This is a genomic window from Streptomyces sp. NPDC025784, assembly GCF_055558435.1.
This window is the reverse complement of sequence record NZ_JBVHMN010000014.1, coordinates 90,201-113,337: the sequence shown is the minus strand read 5'-3', so window position 1 is coordinate 113,337 and position 23,137 is coordinate 90,201. Positions and strand designations below refer to the sequence as shown.

19 protein-coding genes are annotated in these 23,137 nt (G+C 71.3%); 11 read left to right on the top strand and 8 right to left on the bottom strand.

The window, feature by feature from the left end; genetic code table 11:
* Positions 1-41: 41 nt before the first annotated feature.
* Both ACZ4IF_RS28795 and ACZ4IF_RS28790 read right to left on the bottom strand, forming a co-directional pair.
* On the bottom strand, positions 42-398 hold the full coding sequence (locus ACZ4IF_RS28795; protein ID WP_467567924.1) for a carboxymuconolactone decarboxylase family protein: 357 nt from the start codon (positions 396-398) through the stop codon (positions 42-44).
* A gap of 356 nt (positions 399-754) precedes the next feature.
* Entirely contained in the window at positions 755-1,873 is a 1,119-nt protein-coding gene (locus ACZ4IF_RS28790; protein ID WP_467567922.1) for a hypothetical protein, read from the bottom strand.
* A 308-nt stretch (positions 1,874-2,181) separates the two neighbouring features.
* Here ACZ4IF_RS28790 and ACZ4IF_RS28785 point away from each other — a divergent pair, with 308 nt between their 5' ends.
* Positions 2,182-3,339 (top strand): cystathionine gamma-synthase, encoded by a 1,158-nt coding sequence (locus tag ACZ4IF_RS28785; RefSeq protein ID WP_467567920.1) that lies wholly within the window; start codon positions 2,182-2,184, stop codon positions 3,337-3,339.
* A gap of 4 nt (positions 3,340-3,343) precedes the next feature.
* Here ACZ4IF_RS28785 and ACZ4IF_RS28780 read toward each other — a convergent pair whose 3' ends face one another.
* The 3 genes from ACZ4IF_RS28780 to ACZ4IF_RS28770 form a co-directional block, all read right to left on the bottom strand.
* Complete coding sequence (locus ACZ4IF_RS28780) at positions 3,344-3,592, bottom strand: hypothetical protein (protein WP_467567918.1); 249 nt, start codon at positions 3,590-3,592, stop codon at positions 3,344-3,346.
* Complete coding sequence (locus ACZ4IF_RS28775) at positions 3,589-4,086, bottom strand: sigma factor-like helix-turn-helix DNA-binding protein (protein ID WP_345656411.1); 498 nt, start codon at positions 4,084-4,086, stop codon at positions 3,589-3,591. Before ACZ4IF_RS28775 ends, ACZ4IF_RS28780 begins: the two co-directional genes overlap by 4 nt.
* 262 nt (positions 4,087-4,348) lie before the next feature.
* Complete coding sequence (locus ACZ4IF_RS28770) at positions 4,349-4,855, bottom strand: MarR family winged helix-turn-helix transcriptional regulator (RefSeq protein ID WP_179332545.1); 507 nt, start codon at positions 4,853-4,855, stop codon at positions 4,349-4,351.
* 164 nt (positions 4,856-5,019) lie between these two features.
* Here ACZ4IF_RS28770 and ilvA point away from each other — a divergent pair, with 164 nt between their 5' ends.
* The 3 genes from ilvA to ACZ4IF_RS28755 all read left to right on the top strand — a co-directional run bounded on the left by ilvA (position 5,020) and on the right by ACZ4IF_RS28755 (position 8,324).
* Positions 5,020-6,249 (top strand): threonine ammonia-lyase, encoded by a 1,230-nt coding sequence (ilvA, locus tag ACZ4IF_RS28765; RefSeq protein WP_095936331.1) that lies wholly within the window; start codon positions 5,020-5,022, stop codon positions 6,247-6,249.
* Between the two features lie 213 nt (positions 6,250-6,462).
* On the top strand, positions 6,463-7,470 hold the full coding sequence (locus tag ACZ4IF_RS28760) for an ATP-binding cassette domain-containing protein (RefSeq protein WP_345656413.1): 1,008 nt from the start codon (positions 6,463-6,465) through the stop codon (positions 7,468-7,470).
* Positions 7,467-8,324 carry an ABC transporter permease gene (locus ACZ4IF_RS28755; protein WP_345656414.1) on the top strand — a complete coding sequence of 286 codons (858 nt, stop codon included), beginning with the start codon at positions 7,467-7,469 and terminating at the stop codon, positions 8,322-8,324. The genes ACZ4IF_RS28760 and ACZ4IF_RS28755 overlap by 4 nt, the downstream gene beginning before the upstream one ends.
* Before the next feature lie 63 nt (positions 8,325-8,387).
* Here the strand turns inward: ACZ4IF_RS28755 and greA are convergent, their stop codons facing one another.
* Complete coding sequence (gene greA / locus ACZ4IF_RS28750; RefSeq protein ID WP_028803024.1) at positions 8,388-8,885, bottom strand: transcription elongation factor GreA; 498 nt, start codon at positions 8,883-8,885, stop codon at positions 8,388-8,390.
* A 212-nt stretch (positions 8,886-9,097) separates the two neighbouring features.
* A complete protein-coding gene (locus ACZ4IF_RS28745) occupies positions 9,098-9,499 on the bottom strand; it encodes a DUF4307 domain-containing protein (RefSeq protein WP_467567915.1) in 402 nt (133 codons plus the stop codon).
* 199 nt (positions 9,500-9,698) lie between these two features.
* On the opposite strand from ACZ4IF_RS28745, the gene mca reads away from it, so the two are divergent.
* Both mca and ACZ4IF_RS28735 read left to right on the top strand, forming a co-directional pair.
* On the top strand, positions 9,699-10,559 hold the full coding sequence (gene mca / locus ACZ4IF_RS28740) for a mycothiol conjugate amidase Mca (protein WP_359494031.1): 861 nt from the start codon (positions 9,699-9,701) through the stop codon (positions 10,557-10,559).
* Positions 10,552-10,809, top strand: coding sequence for a hypothetical protein (locus ACZ4IF_RS28735; protein ID WP_359493843.1), 258 nt, complete (start codon positions 10,552-10,554; stop codon positions 10,807-10,809). Before mca ends, ACZ4IF_RS28735 begins: the two co-directional genes overlap by 8 nt.
* 141 nt (positions 10,810-10,950) lie before the next feature.
* Here the strand turns inward: ACZ4IF_RS28735 and ACZ4IF_RS28730 are convergent, their stop codons facing one another.
* Entirely contained in the window at positions 10,951-14,151 is a 3,201-nt protein-coding gene (locus tag ACZ4IF_RS28730; RefSeq protein WP_467567913.1) for a tetratricopeptide repeat protein, read from the bottom strand.
* Positions 14,152-14,365: 214 nt separating this feature from the next.
* Here ACZ4IF_RS28730 and ACZ4IF_RS28725 point away from each other — a divergent pair, with 214 nt between their 5' ends.
* The 5 genes from ACZ4IF_RS28725 to ACZ4IF_RS28705 all read left to right on the top strand — a co-directional run bounded on the left by ACZ4IF_RS28725 (position 14,366) and on the right by ACZ4IF_RS28705 (position 23,119).
* The gene (locus ACZ4IF_RS28725) at positions 14,366-16,399 is read left to right on the top strand and encodes a thioredoxin domain-containing protein (RefSeq protein WP_467567911.1); all 2,034 of its coding nucleotides are present in this window, start codon (positions 14,366-14,368) and stop codon (positions 16,397-16,399) included.
* Between the two features lie 183 nt (positions 16,400-16,582).
* Entirely contained in the window at positions 16,583-17,845 is a 1,263-nt protein-coding gene (locus ACZ4IF_RS28720) for a glycosyltransferase (RefSeq protein WP_467567909.1), read from the top strand.
* The gene (locus ACZ4IF_RS28715) at positions 17,842-19,500 is read left to right on the top strand and encodes an ArnT family glycosyltransferase (protein WP_467567907.1); all 1,659 of its coding nucleotides are present in this window, start codon (positions 17,842-17,844) and stop codon (positions 19,498-19,500) included. The genes ACZ4IF_RS28720 and ACZ4IF_RS28715 overlap by 4 nt, the downstream gene beginning before the upstream one ends.
* Positions 19,497-20,702: a glycosyltransferase gene (locus ACZ4IF_RS28710; protein ID WP_467567905.1), complete on the top strand. Its 1,206-nt coding sequence runs from the start codon at positions 19,497-19,499 to the stop codon at positions 20,700-20,702. Before ACZ4IF_RS28715 ends, ACZ4IF_RS28710 begins: the two co-directional genes overlap by 4 nt.
* Positions 20,703-20,719: 17 nt before the next feature.
* Positions 20,720-23,119 (top strand): galactose oxidase-like domain-containing protein, encoded by a 2,400-nt coding sequence (locus ACZ4IF_RS28705; protein ID WP_467568139.1) that lies wholly within the window; start codon positions 20,720-20,722, stop codon positions 23,117-23,119.
* Positions 23,120-23,137 lie beyond the last annotated feature (18 nt).

The following is a 23,137-nucleotide window of genomic DNA, read 5'->3' as shown; positions in this document are numbered from 1 at the left end:
CCGGTCGTCCGTGCCGGCAGTCCCGGGCGGCCGGCCGTCGTTCAGGAATGGCCGCGGCTCTGGGCCTCGGCCCTGGCGATGGCCTCGGCCTCGCTGTCGGCGAGCGCGATGGCGACGCCGAACGCCTCGGCGATGTGACCCGCGGCCGACATGACGCGTGCCGTGCCCACGACGGGGGCGATGGCTATGAGCACGTCCTGCAACTGCTCGATGGTCAGATCGGCCTTGAGCGCGGGATCGACATGGGCCAGGTACGAGATCGGCGGGGCGTCCATGGCCACCAGCGCGGCGATACGGGTGAGGATCAGGGTCCTCTCGTCCATGCCGCAGCGCTCGATGGAATCGATGGTCATCGCGGCGATCGTGTCGAGAACGGGAGCGTCAGACGCAGTGGCCATGACGGGACCACCTTCCGGTGCCGTGAGGAGCCGCACGCGCCACCCGCGGAACGCGGGATTCCCCTGCGCGTCGGCGGTTAGTCCTCTCAGCGTAAGTGCGCCCCGTGCCGCGCGCGCGTCGGTCCTGCATCGCCTCGCGTCCCGCGCGAAACGGCGGTCTCCGCCGCGGTGCCCGACGCCCCGGCCGTCCGCCGAGCGCCGGATCGACGGCGCCCCGCGCCACGGGCCCGCCGGGCCCCCACGGATCCGCAGGAGGTGCCCCGGCTCCCGGGCCGCGGTGCCATGAGGATCGAACGCGCCCACGGGGGCGACTCGTTCGTCAATGGCTCGGCGTCGGCCAGGCAGGGAGCCGGACGTCAGTGCGGGAGTGTCGCCGGGCTGCCGCCGTTCGCCTCGTAGCCCGCCACCGCGAGAGCGCGGTATATCGCGTAGTCCGAGGCCGGGTCGGCGGTGAGGGTCCAGGGCAGCGCGCCCACGTGGCCGTCCACGTGCAGGAGCTGGTCCATGGCCTCGGCCCAGCGCTCGCTGCGGACCAGGAAGAAGACCAGAAGGTGGCGGACGTGGGCCAGCATCGGGTCGTCGGGGCGGGCGGCGTGCACCGCGAACAGCGCGCCGTGCACCGCCTTGGTCACGACCTCGCTCTGGTAGAAGCTGCGGACCAGGTTCACCTCGGGGAGGTGCTCGAAGACCGCGAAGAGCGGCATCGCGGCGAGGAGCGAGCCCTGCGGGGCGCGCGCCGCGGCGGCCTCCGCGAACGAGTAGGCCACGTCCCGCGAGCCGTGCCACTTCTCGCACCAGTAGTGCAGGGCCGCCAGATGCGCCCCCATGTGGGAGGGCGCGCGGTCCAGGATCTTCAGCCAGAGCTGCTCGAACTCGGGCTGGGGGTAGGACAGTCCGCGGGCCACGGACAGCTCGACGATGTACGGCACCGGGTCGCCGGGGGCGAGCAGCGCGGCCTCGGCGCAGGCGGACCTCGCCTCCTCCATGATGATCCGGAACTCGTCGGTCCCGGGCGTCGACGTGCGCCACGCCTGCTGCACCAGGAACTCCGCGTGCACCGCGGCGCCGCCCGCGTCCTTCGGGGCCTCGGCCCGCCACACGCGCAGCCACTGCCCGCCGGGCGTCTCGCTCACCCCGCCGGGGCGCTGCTGGAGCTCCAGGGACGCGGCGCCCGCGAAGGCCTGCACCCGCTGCCACCGGCGCTCCCCGTCGCTCTCGGTGCCCGCGAGGAGCTGCGAGGCGGCGCGGTAGTCCTGGGTGCGCTGCACGAGGTCGAGCACGTCCAGCAGGTCGTGGTCCGGGCCGGGCATGCGGATGTCCAGCTCCTCCTGCCGCAGGAATCCGTAGTCCGCCGGGTCCGCGGCGTCCGGGTCGCCGGGCGCGACCTGCTGAATTCCGGCGCGCCTGCGCATCAGCACCGGCAGCAGGACCAGGCTGAACATGGCCAGCGCCATCAGGACCCAGAGAATCTCCATGTCACAAGCGAACCAGACCGGTCCGGCAATTGGCCAACCCGGTCCGGTATCGGTCCGGCCGACAGGCTCCGGGCGGTCCGCCGACAGGCTCCGGCCGGTCGGCAGGCAGGCTCCGGGCGGTCGGCAGGCAGGCTCCGGGCGCGATGCGGCCGACCGGTCCGCCCCCGGCCACCCGGTCCGCCCCCGGCGGCTCCGCTCCCGCCCGGACCGACCCCGGTCCCGGATTGGATCCACCCCGACCGCCCCGTGCCGTCGCGTCAGGGGCGTGCGACATCATCGGGCGCCCGGGCGCACTACGCTCGGGACCCATGAGCGACAGGCACATCAGTCAGCATTTCGAGACCCTCGCGATCCACGCGGGCAACACCGCCGATCCCCTCACCGGCGCGGTCGTCCCGCCGATCTACCAGGTCTCGACCTACAAGCAGGACGGCGTCGGCGGGCTGCGCGGCGGTTACGAGTACAGCCGCAGCGCCAACCCCACCAGGACCGCACTGGAAGAGAACCTCGCTGCCCTGGAGGGCGGCCGTCGCGGCCTCGCGTTCGCGTCCGGACTGGCGGCCGAGGACTGCCTGTTGCGTACGCTGCTCAGCCCCGGCGACCACGTGGTCATCCCGAACGACGCGTACGGCGGCACCTTCCGCCTCTTCGCGAAGGTCGTCTCGCGGTGGGGCGTCGAGTGGTCCGTGGCCGACACGAGCGACCCCGACTCGGTGCGCGCCGCCCTCACCCCGAAGACGAAGGCCGTCTGGGTCGAGACGCCCTCCAACCCGCTGCTCGGCATCACCGACATCGCTACGGTCGCGCAGATCGCGCGCGAGGCGGGCGCCCGGCTCGTCGTCGACAACACCTTCGCCACCCCCTACCTCCAGCAGCCGCTGACGCTGGGCGCGGACGTCGTCGTGCACTCCCTGACCAAGTACATGGGCGGTCACTCGGACGTCGTCGGCGGCGCCCTGATCACGAGTGACCAGGAGCTCGGCGAGGAGCTGGCGTACCACCAGAACGCGATGGGCGCGGTGGCCGGCCCCTTCGACTCCTGGCTCGTGCTGCGCGGCACCAAGACGCTGTCCGTGCGCATGGACCGGCACAGCGAGAACGCGGGCAAGATCGCCGAGATGCTCACCCGGCACCCGCGCGTGACCCGCGTCCTGTACCCGGGCCTGCCGGAGCACCCCGGTCACGAGATCGCCGCCAAGCAGATGAAGGCGTTCGGCGGCATGGTGTCCTTTCAGGTCGACGGCGGCGAGGAGGCGGCCGTCGAGGTCTGCAACCGCGCCAGGGTGTTCACGCTGGGCGAGTCCCTCGGCGGCGTCGAGTCCCTGATCGAGCACCCGGGACGCATGACGCACGCGTCGGCGGCCGGTTCGGCGCTGGAGGTCCCCGCCGACCTCGTACGCCTCTCCGTGGGCATCGAGAACGTCGACGACCTGCTCCAGGACCTTCAGCAGGCCCTCGGGCAGTAGCCGTTCACCAGCCGGTCAGCGGTGGGGTCGTCTGCGACGGCGGCTCCACCCACGGGCGGGCCGTCGCCGCCCAGACGGTGAAGGCGACGGCCGCGGCCAACAGCACCAGCCACATCAGGCGCCGGGCCGCCGTCCTGCGGCGGAGCATGCGGCCTCCGCGGCGGACGACGTCGGCGTGCAGGTCGGGCGGAACCGTGGGCGGCGCCTGCTCCAGCATCCGCCGTACGGCCGCCTCCCGCTCGTGCCGGTTCACGACGGCGCCACCTCCACGACGGCCGGTGCCGGGCCTCGCGGCGGGTGCAGCAGCGTCGCCATCGAGCGGGCGCAGATCGTCCGCACCCGTTCCGCCGGCAGCCCGAGCAGGGCCGCCGTCTGTTCCTCGGCGACCCCCTCGTACAGCCGGAGCACCAGGATCAGGCGCTGCTGGGGCGTGAGCCGGGCCAGCACGTGGTCGGGGGAGGGGCGGGGCCGGCCGAAGCTGCCGTACTGGTGCCAGGCCGAACGCGCGAAGCGGACGGCAAGCTGCTGGCGGGCGCAGTCGTACGGGTCCTCGCCGCGCAGCCGGTCCCAGGAGGCGTACGTGTGGGCGAGGGCCTGCACCAGCAGGCGCCGCGCGCGCGGGTTGGCGTTGCGGGGTTCGGCCGTGAGCAGCGTGGCGGCATGCAGCAGCCGCCCTGCCGCGCCCGCGACGAACGCCTCGAACTCGCGGGCCCGGCGGGCGCCTTGGGACGCCTGCCGTTCTCGCACCACGCCTCCCGCCTGAGAGCGCCCCCGGGGGGACGGGGTCCCGGCCGCGTACGGCATGCCGCACCGCGTACGAGGAGGACCCGGTCTCATATGAGGCCAGGCGCCGCCTTCCGGTCAAGAGTCCGGGGCGCACCCACGCGCGCGCGGGCACACCTCGCCCGCGCCGGGCGCCCCCTCCCGGAGGCCGTCCTCCGGCGCGCCGCCACGCGGGTGCGGCGGCGGCGCTCGGGGCCTTTGACACGGCGAAGTGCGCCCGCGGAGGTCAGGAAGTCGGCTGGGACTCCGCGACGGGCCCGCCCTGGGCCGCCTGACGTGCGGAGAGGGCGCCATTGAAGCGCGTGAGGAGCGTGCAGAAGGCCTCGCGCTCCTCCGGCGCCCAGTCGTGGGTCAGTTCGGCCATCAACTGACGCCGGGAGGAGCGCACTTCGTCGAGCCGGGCCTGCCCGCGCGGCGACAGCTGGAGCACCACCGCGCGCCCGTCCTCGGGGTGCGAGGTCCGCTTCACGAGCCCGGTGTCGACGAGCGGGGCCACCTGCCGGGTGACCGTCGAGGAGTCGATGCCCATGCTCGCGGCGAGCGCCTTGACGCCCATCGGGCCTTCCTTGTCCAGGCGGTTGAGCAGCAGGTACGCGGCGCGGTCCATGGAGTTGCGCACCTGCCCCACCCCGCCGAGCCGGGTCTGTTCGGCACGGCGCGCGAACACCGCGACCTCGTGCTGCAGCGTGTCGAGAAGACCGGTGTCACCGACGGTCGTCATGTCCATCGACATTTCAGGTGTTGTGGGCATGGCCGGGGGCTCAATTCATGCGTGGGAGGCTGGGTTGGGGGACAGGGTACGCGGCCGGGGGGCGGGTCGTACCGGCGCTGCGCAAACCAGTCTCGCAGCGTGGTCAAGCAGGGAGCCGACCCGCGTGAACTGCGAGACTGGGGGTCATGAGCTACAGCACGGCTGACTCCTTTCCCAGCGTGACTCTCGACGACGTCCGTGGCGCGCAGAAGATGCTCACGGGCGTGGCGCGGATGACCGCCATGGAGGGCAGCAGGTACCTCACCCAGCTGGTCGGCGCTCCGGTCCACTTCAAGTGCGAGAACCTCCAGCGGACCGGTTCGTTCAAGCTGCGCGGCGCCTACGTGCGGATCGCCGGGCTGCTGCCTGAGGAGCGCGCGGCGGGCGTGGTCGCGGCGAGTGCCGGCAACCACGCGCAGGGCGTCGCACTGGCCTCCTCGCTGCTCGGCGTGCGCGCCACGGTGTTCATGCCCACGGGCGCCCCGCTGCCGAAGGTCGCGGCCACCCGCGACTACGGGGCCGACGTGCGGCTGCACGGCCAGGTGGTGGACGAGACGCTCGCCGCCGCTCAGACGTACGCGGCGGAGACGGGTGCCGTCTTCATCCACCCCTTCGACCACCCGGACGTCATCGCCGGCCAGGGCACGGTCGGGCTGGAGATCCTGGAGCAGTGCCCCGAGGTGCGCACGATCGTCGTCGGCATGGGCGGCGGCGGGCTGGCCGCGGGCGTCGCGCTCGCCGTGAAGACGATCCGCCCGGACGTGCGGATCGTGGGCGTGCAGGCCGAGGGGGCCGCCGCGTACCCGCCGTCGCTGGCGGCGGGGCGCCCGCTGTCGATCGACAACCCGGCGACGATGGCCGACGGCATCAAGGTCGGCCGGCCCGGCGACGTGCCGTTCCGGATCGTCGACGAACTGGTGGACGAGGTCCGCACGGTCTCCGAGAACAACCTGTCGAGCGCGCTCCTGCTGTGCCTGGAGCGAGCCAAGCTGGTCGTGGAGCCGGCCGGCGCGAGCCCGGTCGCCGCGCTGCTGCGGGATCCGCGCAGCTTCGAGGGCCCGGTGGTGGCCCTGCTGTCGGGCGGGAACGTGGACCCGCTGCTGATCCAGCGCATCCTGCGGCACGGCATGGCGGCGAGCGGCCGCTACCTCGCGGTGACGCTGCGGCTGACCGACCGTCCCGGGGCTCTCGCCACACTTCTCGGGGTGTTGTCAGTGGCGGACGCTAACGTCCTCGATGTGAGCCACGTACGGACCGACCCACGGCTCGGGCTCACGGAGGTGGAGGTCGAGCTGCACCTGGAGACGAAGGGGCCCGAGCACTGCGCCGAGGTGAATCTGGCGCTGCGCGAGGCGGGGTACACCGTCATCGACTGAGCCCGGCGAGGCATCGGCCGAGGTCAGGGCCACTGTTCGTCCCACTGTCGGTCCCGGATGGAAAAATCTGTTGAGTGACGCGATACATCGCGTTACGGTGTGCCCCTTGTCGCACGCTCGGCCCGCGGACGAAGACCCCACCGGCCGGGCTTGCCGTACAGGGCAAAAGCAAGACATTTCCGTGAAAATCCCCAACGACGTGGAGAAACTCACATGCCAGGCGCCATCTATGCCGAAGGCCTGGTGAAGACCTTCGGTGACGTAAGGGCTCTGGACGGCGTCGACCTCGATGTCCCGGAGGGCACCGTCCTGGGCCTGCTCGGTCCGAACGGCGCGGGCAAGACCACCGCGGTCCGCTGCCTGACGACCCTGCTGCGCCCCGACAGCGGCAAGGCGGTCGTCGCGGGCGTGGACGTGCTCAAGAACCCCGACGCGGTCCGCCGCAGGGTCGGCCTCTCCGGACAGTTCGCCGCGGTCGACGAATATCTGACCGGCCGCGAGAACCTCCAGATGGTCGGCCAGCTCTACCAGATGAAGGCGAAGGCGGCGAAGGTCCGCGCCGAGGAACTGCTGGAGCAGTTCAACCTCAGCGAGGCCGCCGACCGCACCGCCAAGACGTACTCGGGCGGCATGCGCCGCCGGCTCGACCTGGCGGCCGCCCTCGTCGTCTCCCCGCCGGTGATGTTCATGGACGAGCCGACGACCGGCCTCGACCCGCGCAACCGCCAGCAGCTGTGGGACGTCATCAAGCAGCTGGTCTCCGGGGGCACGACGCTGCTGCTCACCACCCAGTACCTCGAAGAGGCCGACCACCTCGCGCACGACATCTGCGTGGTCGACCATGGCCGTGTCATCGCCCGCGGCACCGCCGACCAGCTCAAGGCGCAGACCGGCGGAGAGCGGGTCGAGGTCGTCGTGCACGACCGCGAGCACATGGCGACCGCCTCCGAGGTGCTGCGGGGCTTCGGCAAGGGCGAGACCACGGTCGAGGAGCACACCCGCAAGCTCACCGTGCCCGTCACCGGCGGCGCGAAGCTCCTCGCGGAGGTCATCCGCGAGCTGGACACCCGCGGCATCGAGATCGACGACATCGGCCTGCGCCGCCCCACCCTCGACGACGTCTTCCTCTCGCTCACGGGCCATGTGGCCGAGGCGAAGGACGAGGACACCCCAGCGGCGGACGGCACGGGCCGTCAGCGCAAGAAGGAGGCCGGCAAGTGAGTGCCGCCAGTGACGCCGTGCAGCTCACGGCACCCTCGAACCCGGTCAGCCAGTCCGTGCGCGACTCGCTGGTCGTCGCCAAGCGCAACCTGATCAGGATGTCCCGGATCCCGGAGATGGTGATCTTCGGGCTGATCCAGCCGATCATGTTCGTGGTGCTGTTCAGCTACGTCTTCGGCGGCTCCATGCAGATCGGCGGCAGCACCAGCCCCACCGACTACCGCAACTTCCTGATGGCGGGCATCTTCGCGCAGACCGTCACCTTCGCCACCGCGGGTGCCGGCGCGGGCATCGCCGACGACATGCACAAGGGCCTGATCGACCGCTTCCGCTCGCTGCCCATGGCGCGCGGCGCGGTGCTGACCGGGCGCACGCTCGCCGACCTCGTCCAGACCGCGCTGACCCTGCTGGTCCTCGCGGTGGTCGCCCTCCTGGTCGGCTGGCGCGTCGGCTCCGACGGCGACACCAACGTCTTCAAGGTGCTGGGCGCCTTCGGCCTCCTGCTCCTGCTGGGGTACGCGTTCACCTGGATCGGCGCGCTCATCGGCCTGTCCGTGCGCACCCCCGAGGCGGCCACCTCCGGCGGACTGATCTGGCTCTTCCCGGTCACCTTCATCTCGAACGCGTTCGTGGACTCCAGCAACATGACGCCCTGGCTGCGCCACATCGCCGACTGGAACCCGTTCAGCGCCACCGTCCAGGCCTGCCGGGTGCTCTTCGCCAACCCGGGGCAGTCCACGTCGGAGGCCTGGCCGATGCAGCACTCGGTCTGGGCCTCGGTGATCTATTCGGTGCTGATCATCGTGCTCTTCCGGACCCTGGCGGTGCGCAAGTACCGGTCCGCCACCGCGTGACACGACATGACGATGCCCCCGGCCGCACGGCCGGGGGCATCGTCGTAGTCGTCGGTCCCGGGCTCAGCCCTGGTACGGCTCGGCCTTGAGGATCTTCACCGAGGCGAGCTTGCCGTTCGGCAGCTCGTACTGGGCGTCCTCGCCGACCTTCTTGCCGTTCACACCGGAGCCCAGCGGGGACTGCGGGGAGTAGGTCTCGATGTCGGAGCTCGCGTACTCGCGCGAGGCCAGCAGGAAGACCAGGGTGTCGTCCTCGTCGCCGTCGAAGGCGATGGTGACGACCATGCCCGGTGCGACCACACCGTCCGCCGCGGGAGCCTCGCCGACCTTGGCGTTCTCCAGGAGCTGGGTCAGCTGGCGCACACGGAGCTCCTGCTTGCCCTGCTCCTCCTTGGCCGCGTGGTACCCGCCGTTCTCGCGCAGGTCGCCCTCCTCGCGCGCGGCCGCGATCTTGGCGGCGATCTCCGTGCGCGCAGGACCAGACAGGTACTCCAGCTCGGCCTTGAGCTGGTTGTACGCCTCCTGGGTCAGCCAGGTGACGTTCTCGCTGGTCTGGGTCACAGGTGCTCCTCGTAGGTACTGGGAATACAAAGCATCGCCCTACCCAGAAGAATGTTCCTTCACGGGTGGGCGAAACCACGAGCCTAACAATTCAGTGGCTCGAAAGGGAGGACATAACGCATCAGAATTACGTCAGTGCAGGTCAGCGGGTATGTGCTGATAGGGGCCGCAGGTGATGTCCGCCCGTGTGGTCCCGCCGCCTGCCGGTCCGCTCAGTCCGCGTGACAGCCGAGCAGCTCCGCCGTGGTGCCACGGGCCGTCGTACGCAGGGTAACCACCTTGTCGACGCGTGACGAGCTCTGGTCGAAGCGGAAGTCCGCCCGGCCCACCTCCCCGCCGTCCTCGGACTGCGAGCGCACCGTGCAGTAGCCGTGGGCGCCCGCGTCCTTGCGCACTTCCAGGTGTACTTCGACGGCGCTGTCCGAGACCGCCTTGAAGGTGATCACTTCCGCGCTGATCTTGCTGCCGCCGACGTAGTAGTACGCGAACCAGCCGATCAGGGCGAGCAGGGCGACGCCCAGAACACCGCCGATGATCTTGAGTTTCCGGTCGGCGCGCTCGTCCGCGGAGCGGCCGTAGCGGCCCTCGGGCAGCTGGGTGCTCGCCGTACTCATGATCGTCCTCTCGGCAGGGCCGGGACCGGGGTCCTGGAAGGGGGCCCGTGGACAGGGCCCTGGAATTATTGGCCCCCCGATTCCGTCACTATAGAAGCCGCCCGAGGCGCTCTCTCACGCCGGGCGCCGACCGCTGAACCACCACTGAGGCGACAGCCGAGCGACTGAGGATTGAGTCTTGACTGACCAGCTGCGACTGATGGCCGTGCACGCCCACCCCGACGACGAGTCGAGCAAGGGCGCGGCGACCATGGCGAAGTACGTGTCCGAGGGGGTGGACGTGCTGGTCGTGACCTGCACGGGCGGCGAGCGCGGCTCCATCCTCAATCCGAAGCTCCAGGGCGACAAGTACATCGAGGAGCACATCCACGAGGTACGCAAGAAGGAGATGGACGAGGCCCGCGAGATCCTCGGCATCAAGCAGGAATGGCTCGGCTTCGTCGACTCGGGCCTTCCCGAGGGCGACCCGCTGCCGCCCCTTCCCGAGGGCTGTTTCGCCCTGGAGGACGTGGACAAGGCGGCCGGTGAGCTGGTCAAGCAGATCCGCTCCTTCCGCCCGCAGGTGATCACCACCTACGACGAGAACGGCGGCTACCCGCACCCCGACCACATCATGACCCACAAGATCTCGATGGTGGCGTTCGAGGGTGCGGCGGACACCGAGAAGTACCCGGAGTCCGAGTACGGCCCGGGTTTCCAGCCGCAGAAGCTGTACTACAACCAGGGCTTCAACCGCCCGCGCACCGAGGCGCTGCACCACGCCATGCTGGACCGCGGCCTGGACTCCCCGTACGGGGAGTGGCTGAAGCGCTGGAGCGAGTTCGAGCGCACGGAGCGCACGCTCACCACGCACATCCCGTGCGCCGAGTTCTTCGAGATCCGTGACAAGGCGCTCATCGCGCACGCCACGCAGATCGACCCCGACGGCGGCTGGTTCAAGGTCCCGATGGAGCTCCAGAAGGAGGTCTGGCCGACCGAGGAGTACGAGCTCGCCAAGTCTCTCGTCGACACCTCCCTCCCCGAGGACGACCTCTTCGCGGGCATCCGCGACAATGCCTGACATGAGCGCAAGCCAGGCACTGACGCACCTCGTCCCCCTCGCCAAGGAGGTCGACGAGAACAAGGTCACCCCCGGCGTCCTCGGCTTCATCGTCTTCGCGGTGATGGCCCTGGCCGTATGGGGGCTGATGAAGTCCATGAACCGTCACATGGGCAAGGTCACCTTCGAGGAGGACCCGGACAAGGACACGGCGGCCCCGGGCAAGGGCGCGGTCGGCTCAGGCGGGAAGGCCTCCCCCGCGAAGGGCTGAGCCGGCCCTCGCGCCGAGCCGGGCTCAGCGCGAACGGTCCGCCAGGGACAGCAGCAGGTGCGCGGACTCCGGCCGCAGATGGTCGGAGTGCGCACCCGCCGGGCCGCTCCCCCGGGTGAACCCACGAACGTCACGACCGCCCTACCGGGCCGACGGCACCGCCACACCCATCACGTCCCGGGCGTGGCGGCCCGGGACCAGGCCCAGGCGCCAGGCCTGCCAGCCGGCGTCCAGGTCGACCCCGCGTTCCAGCAGCAGTCGGTACGCCTCGATGCAGTCGTCCAGCTTTCCGTCGCGGGAGGTGTGGCCGGCTCGGGAGAGCTGGGCGAGTTCCTCCTCGGCGACGGCGGCACCCACCTCGTAGCCCCCGGGGGCCGCGTACGGGAGCAGGGTGCAGCGCAGGAAGCGGGCCCAGTCCCCGCCCCGCCGGTCCCCGTACGAGGTGAAGAGGTCCACCGCCTCGTCGCACAGGGTCAGGGCCTGCTGGGTGCGCGCGTTCCCCGCGTCGACGACCGCGAGCTCCAGGCAGGTCCACGCCTCGCCGTGGGCGACCCCGATGCGCTGGAAGTCGGCGCGCGCGTCGACGAGGAGCTGGCGGGCGAAGCCGGAGTTGCGCAGGGAGCCGGTCTGGGCGGCGCGCTGGTCGCGGGTGACCCGCGCCGAGTGGTGCCGGGCGCACGCGAGCCCGTACACGTCCCGCATACGGGAGAACATCGTCCGGGAGCGCTCCAGCTCGCGGACCGCCTGGTTCAGGTTGCCGGTCTCCTCCAGGGCCTGGCCGAGGTAGTAGACGGTCCAGGCCTCGCCGCGCGCGTCCTCGTTCTCGCGGTGGCGGGACGCGGCCTGGCGCAGACCGTCGACCGCGGAGGACGGGTCGCCCTCGACGAGCCGGGCGCGGGCCAGCTGGGTGAGGGCCCAGGCCTCGCCGCGCGGGTCGCGGGTGCGGCCGTACAGGTCCAGCGCCTCGCGCAGCTCGCGGTCGGCGCGCGGCACGTCGCCCATGCGCAGGCCCAGCTGGCCGAGGTGGAAGTGGGTCCATGCCTCGCCGTGCACGGATTCGCTCTCGCGGTGCAGGACGAGGGCCTGGGTCAGCAGGTCGAGCGCCTGGGCGAGCCGGGAGCGGTCCCGTTCCACCGCGGCGAGCGCGTGCATCGTCCAGGCCCGGTCGGCCGCCAGGTCGGGGGAGGCCTGCAGGTCCATGGCCTCCTGCAGCTTGGCCGCCGCCTCGGTGAGGTTGCCCTGGTGGTGCAGGGTGATGCCGAGGGAGCACAGTGCCCGGGCCGCGCCCGCGTCGTGGTGCGCCTCGAAGTAGAGGTCCACGACGGAGGCCAGCGTCGTGCGCGCCTTGTCCAGTTCGCCCAGCTGGCGGGCGGCGATGCCGGTGCGCCACTGGACCGAACGGACCAGCAGTCCCTGGTCGACGGCCTGGGTCAGCTCGCTGATCTCGCCCAGGCGGTAGAGGTCGCCGCGCAGCAGGCAGTAGTCGCACAGGGCGCCGAGCAGATTGAGCACCGCCGCCTGGTTGACGCCCTCCGCGTGCCGCAGCGCCGCCGTGATGAAGCTCGACTCGTCGTCCAGCCAGCGCAGCGCCGCGTCGAGCGAGGTGAAGCCGTGCGGGCCGAACTGGTCCGCACGGGTGGACGTCTTGCCGTCGACGAGGCGGATCACCGAGTCGGCGAGTTCCGCGTAGTTCACGATCAGGCGTTCCTGGGCCGCCGTGCGCTCGGAGGGCTCCTCCTCGTCCATCAACCGCGCCGCGGCGAAGGAGCGGACCAGGTCGTGCAGGCGGTAGCGGCTGCCGCGCACGTGGTCGATCAGCCCCGCCTGCGAGAGCGCGGTGAGATGGCGGGTCGCCTCCGGTTCGTCCGTCGCCAGCAGGGAGGCCGCCGCGGCGGCGCCCAGGGAGGCGCGGCCCGCCAGGGCCAGCCGGCGCAGCAGCCGGCGGGCCATGTCCGACTGGTCGGTGTAGCGCAGCCACAGCACCCGCTCGACGGGTTCCACCGGGCCGTACGCCTCCAGGTCGGTGGCCAGTCGGCGTGGGGTGCGCGGGCCGAGGCAGGAGCCCGCGATGCGCAGGGCGAGCGGCAGCCCGCCGCACAACTCCCGCACCCGGTCACTGGATTCGGCGTCGTACGGGCCCGAGGTGTCCTGGGCCGCCGCGTTCAGCAGTTCCTCGCCGCCGGCCGCGTCCAGTGCCTCGACGGGGAGCTGGTGCACCCAGGCGGTGAGGTCGGCGGACAGGTCGAGCGGTTTGCGGGAGGTGACCAGGACCAGGCTGTCGGAGCGCTCGGGGATCAGGGTGCGCACCTGTCCGGCGTCGCTGGCGTCGTCCAGCACGATCGTCACGGGCAGGTCCGTCAGATGCTGGTGGTAGAGCTCGCTCAGCCGCCTGACCTGCTGGTCCTGGGAGGCGCGTTCGCGAAAGAGGAGTTGTTCGCGGGGTGCGCCGAGCCGGTTGAGGAGGTGCAGCAGGGCGTCCCGGGTGGTCAGTGGCGGGTCGTCCGGGCTGTCGCCCCGCAGATCCACCACGCACGCGCCGCGGAACTGGTCCCTGAGGTCGTGCGCCGCCCGGACGGCGAGGGCGCTGCGGCCGGAGCCGGGCGCTCCGTGCAGCACGACGACCGTCGGCCGGGTCTCGGTGCTCGCCCGTGCCGCTTGCACCCACTGCGCGATCCGCGACAGCTCCGTCCGCCGACCCGCGAACGGGCCTTCCGGCTTGGGCAGTTGGCCGAAGGACTGCTCCAGGACGTTGCGCCGCCGGGCGGCCGCGCTCTTGTCGGTGCGGCGCAGTTGGGGCGCCCCCTGCTTGGCGCCCGTGGAGGCGCTGAGCACGCGCTGCTGGTCGAGGAAGGGGCGGATGCCCCGGACCTCCAGGGCGGTCAGCCACTGCAGGCGCAGCTGCTCGGCTCCGCCGGGCTGCCCGAGCGCCCCGGCCCGGCGGCTGGCGGCCGGCACGTGCGAGGCGGTCACCTTGAGCACGGTGGCCGCCGCTCCGGCCACGGCGACGGTGGCGCCCGCGCCGACAGCCGTGCCCGCGCCGGTGCCGAACGCCAGGTCCGCGACGACGGCGGCCGCCGCAGCCACGGCCGTGACCAGTAAGGACGTGCCGGCGCGTTCCCGTGCGTAGCGTTGGCCGAACGTCAGCTGTCCTGCCTCGGCCTCGTCGAGTGCGCGTGTGTACGCTCCGTACTCCTCGGTGGCCGTCTGTCCCATGGCGTCGAGGGCGGCCCGTGCCCGCGACAGCAGCACGCCTCCGTCGACGCGCCCGCCCGAGCGCCGCACCTCTTCCTCGACGGCCCGGGCCAACAGCCGCTCGGCTTCCGCCCGATGGCTGTCCCGCATGTCACGTCCCCCTCCGGCAGCAACTCCTTGGCCTACGAGTGTCCTTCGTGCGGGACGTGAAGGACAGAGGACCGTCGATCATTCGCGCAGTGCCCGCCCTGTTCCTCCACGCCGGACAGGCCCCCGGGGCCCGGCGCGGACGCCTCACCCGCGGGGGCGCGCCCGGCACCCGCGTGCTTCTCCGTCGCCCGGGACACCGTGGGAGAGTGGGAGTGTGAACCGACTGGCCCATGAGACGTCCCCGTATCTGCTCCAGCACGCCGACAACCCCGTCGACTGGTGGCCGTGGTCGGCCGAGGCCTTCGACGAGGCCCGCAGACGGAACGTGCCGGTGCTGCTGAGCGTCGGCTACAGCAGCTGTCACTGGTGCCATGTCATGGCGCACGAGTCCTTCGAGGACGACGCCACCGCCGCGTATCTGAACGAGCACTTCGTGAGCGTCAAGGTCGACCGCGAGGAGCGGCCGGACGTCGACGCCGTCTACATGGAGGCCGTGCAGGCCGCGACCGGGCAGGGCGGCTGGCCCATGACCGTGTTCCTCACACCGGACGCCGAGCCGTTCTACTTCGGCACCTACTTCCCGCCCGCGCCCCGCCACGGCATGCCGTCCTTCCCGCAGGTCCTGGAGGGTGTCACCAGCGCCTGGACCGACCGGCGCGACGAGGTCGCCGAGGTCGCGGGGAAGATCGTGCGGGACCTGGCCGGGCGCGAGATGAGCTTCGGCGACGGCCGGGTGCCCGGCGAGGAGGAGCTGGCCGGCGCGCTCCTCGGGCTCACCCGGGACTACGACACGGCGCGCGGCGGATTCGGCGGGGCACCCAAGTTCCCGCCGTCCATGGTGATCGAGTTCCTGTTGCGGCACCACGCGCGGACCGGCTCCGAGGGCGCGCTCCAGATGGCCGTGGACACCTGTGAACGGATGGCGCGCGGTGGCATCTACGACCAGCTGGGCGGGGGGTTCGCCCGGTACTCCGTCGACCGCGAGTGGATCGTGCCGCACTTCGAGAAGATGCTGTACGACAACGCGCTGCTGTGCCGGGTCTACGCCCATCTGTGGCGTGTCACCGGCTCGGAGCTCGCGCGCCGAGTCGCCCTGGAGACTGCGGACTTCATGGTGCGTGAACTGCGCACCGAGGAGGGCGGGTTCGCCTCCGCCCTGGACGCCGACAGCGACGACGGGACGGGCCGCCACGTCGAGGGCGCGTACTACGTGTGGACGCCGGAGCAGCTGCGCGAGGTCCTCGGTGAGGACGCCGAACTCGCCGCCCAGCACTTCGGGGTGACGGAGGAGGGCACCTTCGAGGAGGGTGCCTCCGTGCTGCGGCTGCCCCAGCACGAGGGCTTCGTCGACGCCGACCGGATCGCCTCCGTGCGGCAGCGGCTGTTCGCCGCGCGCGCCGGCCGTCCCGCCCCCGGCCGGGACGACAAGGTGGTCGCCGCGTGGAACGGCCTCGCGGTCGCCGCCCTGGCGGAGACGGGCGCCTACTTCGACCGCCCCGACCTCGTGGACGCCGCGATCGGCGCGGCCGACCTCCTGGTGCGGCTGCACATGGACGACCACGCGCGGCTGGCCCGTACCAGCAAAGACGGTCACGTCGGGGCCAACGCCGGTGTGCTGGAGGACTACGCGGATGTCGCCGAGGGTTTCCTGGCGCTGGCGTCCGTCACCGGGGAGGGGGTCTGGCTGGAGTTCGCGGGCTTCCTGCTCGACCATGTGCTCACGCAGTTCACGGACGCCGAGTCGGGCGCCCTGTTCGACACGGCGGCCGACGCCGAGGAGCTGATCCGCCGGCCGCAGGACCCCACCGACAACGCCACGCCCTCGGGGTGGAGTGCCGCGGCCGGGGCGCTGCTGAGCTATGCCGCGCAGACCGGTGCCGAGCCCCATCGCACCGCCGCCGAGCGGGCGTTGGGAGTGGTGAAGGCGCTGGGGCCGCGCGCGCCGCGCTTCATCGGCTGGGGTCTCGCGGTGGCCGAGGCGCTCCTCGACGGACCGCGGGAGGTCGCGGTCGTGGGACCGGCCGGCGATCCGGCGACCAGGGCGCTGCACCGTACGGCGCTCCTGGGCACGGCGCCGGGAGCCGTCGTCGCCGCGGGGGTGGCGGACAGTGACGAACTACCGTTGCTTTCCGGCCGACTTCTGGTCGACGGACGACCCGCCGCGTACGTCTGCCGTAACTTCGCCTGCGACGTCCCGACGACCGACCCCGGCCGGCTCGGAGCGGCCCTGAGCGGCCCAAAGGTCTGATCCCCAACTCGCCCAAACGTCACCAGTGTTCCGATTGTTCAGTTAGTCGACCGAGTGTGACGAAACACGCTCTTCACCGGAAGATCCCGTGCGCTTCACAGATCCCCCATAGTGTCTGACCGGGACGCGACAGATGTCACTCACTGTCGCGACCGGGGGTTTCAGGGGATCTGGGGGGATCTTTTGCTCACATCTGTCTTCATCGCTGCCATTTCACTGGTGCTCTTCTGGATGGCCGCTTTCACCCTGTGGTGGCAGATGCACGCGTGGCGTACGCCCGAGGTGCTGGCCTCCACCCGCTTCAGCAGCCCGGACGGCGATGAGGGCCTGTCCTTCTCGCTGCTGCTGCCCGCGCGGCACGAGCAGGCCGTGCTGGACCACACCATCCAGCGGCTGCTCGAATCCGGCCACACCGACTTCGAGATCATCGTGATCGTCGGCCACGACGACCCCGAGACCGCCGCGGTGGCCCGCGCCGCCGAGGCGCGCGACCCGCGGGTGCGCGTGGTCGTCGACCACCACGAGAAGAAGAACAAGCCGAAGGCCATGAACACGGCGCTGCCGCACTGCCGGGGCGACGTGGTCGGGGTCTTCGACGCCGAGGACCAGGTCCATCCGGAGCTGCTCGCCCATGTCGACCACGCCTTCCGCACCACGGGCGCGGACGTCGTCCAGGGCGGCGTCCAGCTCATCAACTTCCACTCCAGCTGGTACAGCCTGCGCAACTGCCTGGAGTACTTCTTCTGGTTCCGCTCGCGGCTCCATCTGCACGCGCAGAAAGGATTCATCCCGCTCGGCGGCAACACCGTCTTCGTCCGCACGGACGTCCTGCGGGAGGCCGACGGCTGGGACCCCGACTGCCTCGCCGAGGACTGCGACCTCGGTGTACGCCTCTCCAGCGTCGGCAAGAAGGTCGTCGTCGCCTACGACTCCGACATGGTGACCAAGGAGGAGACCCCGGGCTCGCTGATGTCCCTGCTGAAGCAGCGCACCCGGTGGAACCAGGGCTTCCTCCAGGTCTACCGGAAGAGGGACTGGAAACAGCTCCCCGGCTTCGGGCAGCGGCTGCTCGCCCGCTACACGCTGATGACGCCCTATCTCCAGGCCGTCTCCGGCGTGATCATCCCGCTCAACGTGGCCATCGCGCTCTTCCTCGACGTGCCCGTCGGCATCGCCTTCATCACCTTCCTGCCGGCCGTGACCGCCCTGGTCACGTTCGTCTTCGAACTGGTCGGACTGCACGACTTCGGCAAGCAGTACGGGCTGCAGGTCCGCTTCGTCCACTACCTGAAGCTGATCGTCGGCGGCCCCTTCTACCAGGTGCTGCTGGCGGGCGCCGCCGTACGCGCCGTCTGGCGCGAGCAACGGGGCCGCAACGACTGGGAGCTGACCAGTCATGTCGGCGCGCACCTCACCGAAGCGATCCGAGAGGACGTTCCCGCGTGACCTCCACTCTTCCCGCGGCGACCACACCCACGGTCCCCGCGCAGCGGCCGCCCGCGCCCAAAAGCGTTTCCGGCACCCGCCCGTCCCTGCGCTTTCGCAGCTCACGCCCGGATCTCGTCCTGTGCGGGGTGCTGCTCGCGGCGATCCTCGTCGTCCAGACCTGGAACATCGCCGACTACCCCACCCTCAGCGACGACGAGGGCACCTACCTCGCCCAGGCCTGGGCCGTCCAGCAGGGCAAGGGCCTGGCCCACTACACGTACTGGTACGACCACCCGCCGCTCGGCTGGATCCAGATCGCCCTGCTGACCTGGATCCCCGCGCACCTCAGCCCGTCCTCGATGACCGTCGGCTCGATGCGCACGGCGATGCTGCTGATCAGCGCCGTCAGCGCGGTCCTCGTGTACGTGCTCGCCCGCCGCCTCTCGCTGCCGACGTGGGCGGCCGGCCTCGCGATGGTGCTCTTCGGGCTGTCCCCGCTGTCGGTCGTGCTCCAGCGCGAGATCTTCCTCGACAACATCGCGGTGATGTGGACGCTCCTCGCGTTCTGCCTGGCCGCGTCCCCGAGCCGCCATCTGTGGCACCACTTCGGGGCTGGCATCGCGGCCGCGGCCGCCGTGCTCACCAAGGAGACGATGCTCGTCATCCTGCCCGCGCTGTTCGTCACCATGTGGCGCCACAGCCACCGCGACACCCGCAAGTTCGCGCTCACCGGGGCCGTCACCGCCTGCGCGCTGATCGGCCTCGCGTACCCGCTCTTCGCCCTGCTCAAGGGAGAGTTGTTCCCCGGCTCCGGGCACGTCTCGCTCTGGGACGGCATCACGTACCAGATGAGCCGCCCCGGCTCGGGCTTCGTCCTCGACCCCGGCAGCGGCTCGTACGGAGTGCTGCACTCCTGGCTGTACTACGACCGCGTCCTGCCCCTCGGCGGGCTCGCCGGCGCCCTGCTGCTCCTGGTCACCTGGCGCTGGTCGGTCACCGCGCGCGCCCTCGCCGGACCCGCGCTCACCGTCGCGATCCTCGCCCTGGTGGCGATGCGCCCCAGCGGCTACCTGCCCGCCATGTACGTCATCCAGGCCCTGCCGTTCCTCGCCCTGGTCCTGGCCGGCGGCGCCGCGAGCGTCTCCCACGCGGTACTGCGACGGTGGCGTGGCACCGCCGAGAAGACGTACGTCACCTGGGGACGCCGCGGCCTGGCGGCGGTGCTCGTAGTGGCCGCCGGGGCCTATGTCGTGCCCGACTGGTACGACGGGGACCGCACCGCCGTGACCACCGACGCGAACGCCCCCTACCGGGCCGCGTCCGCCTGGCTGCGGACCGAGGTGAAGGACCCGCGGGACACCCGGGTCCTCGTCGACGACGCCCTCTGGCTCGACCTCGTGCACGAGGGCTACCGGCCCGGCCTCGGCGTCATCTGGTTCTACAAGGCCGACCTCGACCCGGCGGTCACCAGGACGATGCCGCACGGCTGGCGCGACCTCGACTACGTCGTCGCCTCCCCGACGGTCCGGCGCGACGCCGTCGACCTGCCCACCGTCAAGGCCGCCATCGAGCACTCGACACCCGTCGCGACCTTCGGCCGGGGCGAGGACCGCATCGAGATCAGGCACATCAACGACAGCACCACCACGGCGACGTCCGGAGGCAGTCGATGAGCAGCTTCGAGAGCACCGTCCCGGACGAACTGGGGGATCCGGCGGTCCACCCGGCCGAGATCCCCGAGCCGGGCGCCGTCACCATCGTCGTACCGACCTTCAACGAGTCGGCGAACATACGGGAGTTGCTGCACCGCATCACCGAGGCGGTGCCCGCGCGGCTGCCCTGCGAGGTCGTCTTCGTGGACGACTCGACCGACGACACCCCGGGCGTCATCTCCCGGGCGGCGCAGGACTGCCCGTTCCCCGTGACGGTGCTGCACCGCGACGAACCCGTGGGCGGGCTCGGCGGCGCGGTCGTCGAGGGACTGAAGGCGGCCACCTCCGACTGGATCGTCGTCATGGACGGCGACCTCCAGCATCCGCCGTCCCTGGTGCCGGAACTGGTGGCCCGCGGCGAACGCTCCGGCGCGGGGCTCGTCGTCGCCAGCCGGTACATCAAGGGCGGCAGCCGCGCAGGCCTCGCGGGCGGCTACCGCATCGCCGTCTCGCGCGGCGCGACCTGGCTGACCAAGTCGCTCTTCCCGCGCCGGCTGAGCGGCATCAGTGACCCGATGAGCGGCTTCTTCGCGATCCGCCGCAGCGCCGTCACCGCCGACGTCCTCAAGCCGCTCGGCTACAAGATCCTGCTCGAACTCGCCGTCCGCAGCCGCCCGCGACAGGTCACCGAGGTGCCCTTCGTCTTCCAGGACCGGTACGCGGGCGAGTCCAAGTCGACCGCGCAGGAGGGCTTCCGCTTCCTGCGCCACCTCGTCGGACTGCGCACCGCCTCACCCGTCGCCCGCCTGATCGTCTTCGGGCTGATCGGCGCCACCGGCTTCGTGCCGAACCTGCTCGGCCTGTACGCCCTCACCGCCGCCGGAATGCACTACGTACCGGCGGAGATCCTCGCCAACCAGCTCGGGGTCGCCTGGAACTTCCTGCTCATCGAGCACCTGCTGTTCCGTGAGCGGCGCGGGCACCGGCACTGGTGGGACCGTGCCGGCCGGTTCGCGCTGCTCGCCAATGCCGACCTGGTGCTGCGGATCCCGCTGATCGCGCTGTTCGTCGACCGCTTCGGCATGGGCGCGCTCTGTGCCACCGCACTGGCCCTGGTGACGACGTTCGTCCTGCGCTTCGTGGGGACCGAGGCGCTGATCTATCTGCCGCGCCGGCGTGGCACGTCGGCGGGCCGGAGCCGGACAGCAAGGAGAAGCGCGTGAGCAGAACCGGATTCCGGATGCGACCGAGCCGGACCACCTCGCTGCTGGCCGTGGCGGGCCTCGCCGCAGGCCTGCTGCTCGTGGCGCCGCAGCCCGCGTCCGCCGCCAACCTCGTCACGAACCCGGGGTTCGAGACCGACGGCACCGACGGCATGCCCCACTGCTGGGAGAGGTCCGGCTGGGGCGACAACGACTTCACGTTCGCCACCGTCGCCGACTCCCACTCCGGGACCAAGGCCATGAAGGTCACACTGACCCGCCGGGCCGACGGCGACCGCAAGGCGCTGATCACCGAGTCCACCGACTGCGCTCCGGTGGTCGGCGCGGGCAAGCAGTACGACCTGGGGCTCTGGTACAAGACCACCACCCCCGACGCCGCGATCACGCTCTTCCGGCACGACACGACGTCGGGCTGGCAGTACTGGACCGACCTCAAGACCCTGGACATGGCGGCGGACTGGACCCGGGCGACGGTCCGCACCCCCGCGGTCCCGGCCGGCACCGACCGCATCACCTGGGGCGTCTCGGTGTACGGCACGGGTTCGGCGACCACCGACGACTACACGATGGAACAGGTCTCCGACCCGGTCCCGCCCGCCCGGTGCACCGGCACGGCGAAGGAGTGCGCCGACGGCAGGTGGACGGTGCTGCCCACCCGGAACCCGGTGCGGTCCATGCACTCCGTCGTCCTGAAGAACGGCAAGGTGCTGCTGATCGCGGGATCCGGCAACAGCGAGGAGAACTTCGAGGCGGGCACGTTCACCAGCGCGGTCTACGACCCGGCGAACGGCACGTACAAGGTGATCCCCACGCCGAAGGACATGTTCTGCGCCGGGCACGTCCAGCTGTCCGACGGGCGGGTCCTGGTCATGAGCGGCAACAAGGCGTTCCCGGTCGCGGGCGGCCACGGGTACGAGGGCTACAAGGACTCGTACGTCTTCGACCCGGACACCGAGACGTACAGCAGGACCAACGACATGAACGACGGTCACTGGTATCCGTCGGCCACCGAGCTCGGCAACGGCGACATCATCTCCTTCGGCGGACTGCGCGAGGACTCCACCGGCTCGGTGACCGCCGAACGCTGGTCGGCGGCCGAGCAGAAGTGGCTGCCGCTGTGGCAGGTCAACCAGACGTGGTCGTACTGGGGCCTGTACCCGTCGATGATCCTCATGCAGGACGGCCGGCTCTTCTACTCGGGCAGTCACGTCTTCGGCAACGGCACCCCGGGCACGGGCTCCGCGATCTACGACTACGACGCCAACACCACGACCGCCGTCCCGGGGCTCCGGAACAAGGACGAGCGTGACCAGTCCGCGAGCGTGCTGCTGCCCCCGGCCCAGGACCAGAAGGTCCTCACGCTCGGCGGCGGCAACATCGACTCCAACCCGGACGCGGGCCGGCTCACCGACATCATCGACCTCAAGGCCGCCGACCCGGTCTACACCGCCGGCCCGCCGATCCCGCAGGGCACGGTAGACCTGGGCGACGGCAAGGTCGCCCAGACCGGCGACCAGGGCAAGATGTACGTCTCCGCCGTCCTGCTGCCCGACGGGAAGGTCCTGGAGACGGGCGGCGGCCTGCACAACCGCGCCGACCCCGTCTTCGAGGCGTCGATCTTCGATCCGGCGACCTCGGTCTTCGACCCGGTGGCCGCCGACCCGGAGGCCCGCGGCTACCACTCGTCCGCGTTCCTGCTGCCCGACGGCCGGGTGATGGCCACCGGCGACAACCCGGGCAACGGCACCTGGAACCACAACGTGTCCATCTACACCCCGCCCTACCTCCTCAAGGGCACCCGTCCCACGATCACCTCGGTGATCGACAGCGAGTGGGTGTACGGCGACACGCAGCGCATCACCGTCGACCGGCCCATCGCCAAGGCCGAGCTGATCCGCCCGGCCGCGGTGACCCACTCCTCGGACCCCAACCAGCGGTTCGTGGACCTGCCGCTGTCCGTCGACGGCGACAACGTCGACCTGAACGTGACGAGCAATCCCGATCTGGCGCCGCCCGGCTGGTACATGCTCTTCGCCGTCGACGCCGACGGAGTGCCCTCCGTCGCCAGGTGGGTGCACCTCCAGGGACCCTCCGCGCTCGCGGCGGACACCGCCTCGGCGCACGTCCACTCCTTCGCCGACTCCCTGGAGGGCAAGGTCGCCGAGCCCGGCCGGAAGCGGACTTCGCAGAAGGTCGGCACCGCCGTTTCCGGCTGCGACCGCCACTACGGCGGCGTCGGTGTCTGTGTGCCGACGGTCTTCCCGGACGGCGTGCGGAGGACCACGGCCTCCCGCTGCGCCTGGCTGAAGAAGAACGACTACGGGCGGCTGAAGGTCAACGGCCAGGACGATCCGCTGGGGATCGACCCCAGCAGGGACGGACTCGCCTGCGGCACAAGTGATCTGATGAAGCGTTAGATCTCTCGGGAGCCGCCG

Excerpts from the sequence above, each read along its gene's own strand:
- ACZ4IF_RS28710 (WP_467567905.1), top strand. The coding sequence starts at position 19,497 with ATGAGCAGCTTCGAGAGCACCGTCCCGGACGAACTGGGGGATCCGGCG.
- ACZ4IF_RS28795 (WP_467567924.1), bottom strand. The coding sequence starts at position 398 with ATGGCCACTGCGTCTGACGCTCCCGTTCTCGACACGATCGCCGCGATG.
- mca (WP_359494031.1), top strand. The coding sequence starts at position 9,699 with ATGGCCGTGCACGCCCACCCCGACGACGAGTCGAGCAAGGGCGCGGCG.
- ilvA (WP_095936331.1), top strand. The coding sequence starts at position 5,020 with ATGAGCTACAGCACGGCTGACTCCTTTCCCAGCGTGACTCTCGACGAC.
- ACZ4IF_RS28785 (WP_467567920.1), top strand. The coding sequence starts at position 2,182 with ATGAGCGACAGGCACATCAGTCAGCATTTCGAGACCCTCGCGATCCAC.
- ACZ4IF_RS28730 (WP_467567913.1), bottom strand. The coding sequence starts at position 14,151 with ATGCGGGACAGCCATCGGGCGGAAGCCGAGCGGCTGTTGGCCCGGGCC.
- ACZ4IF_RS28770 (WP_179332545.1), bottom strand. The coding sequence starts at position 4,855 with ATGTCGATGGACATGACGACCGTCGGTGACACCGGTCTTCTCGACACG.
- ACZ4IF_RS28760 (WP_345656413.1), top strand. The coding sequence starts at position 6,463 with ATGCCAGGCGCCATCTATGCCGAAGGCCTGGTGAAGACCTTCGGTGAC.
- ACZ4IF_RS28735 (WP_359493843.1), top strand. The coding sequence starts at position 10,552 with ATGCCTGACATGAGCGCAAGCCAGGCACTGACGCACCTCGTCCCCCTC.
- ACZ4IF_RS28705 (WP_467568139.1), top strand. The coding sequence starts at position 20,720 with ATGCGACCGAGCCGGACCACCTCGCTGCTGGCCGTGGCGGGCCTCGCC.
- ACZ4IF_RS28790 (WP_467567922.1), bottom strand. The coding sequence starts at position 1,873 with ATGGAGATTCTCTGGGTCCTGATGGCGCTGGCCATGTTCAGCCTGGTC.
- ACZ4IF_RS28745 (WP_467567915.1), bottom strand. The coding sequence starts at position 9,499 with ATGAGTACGGCGAGCACCCAGCTGCCCGAGGGCCGCTACGGCCGCTCC.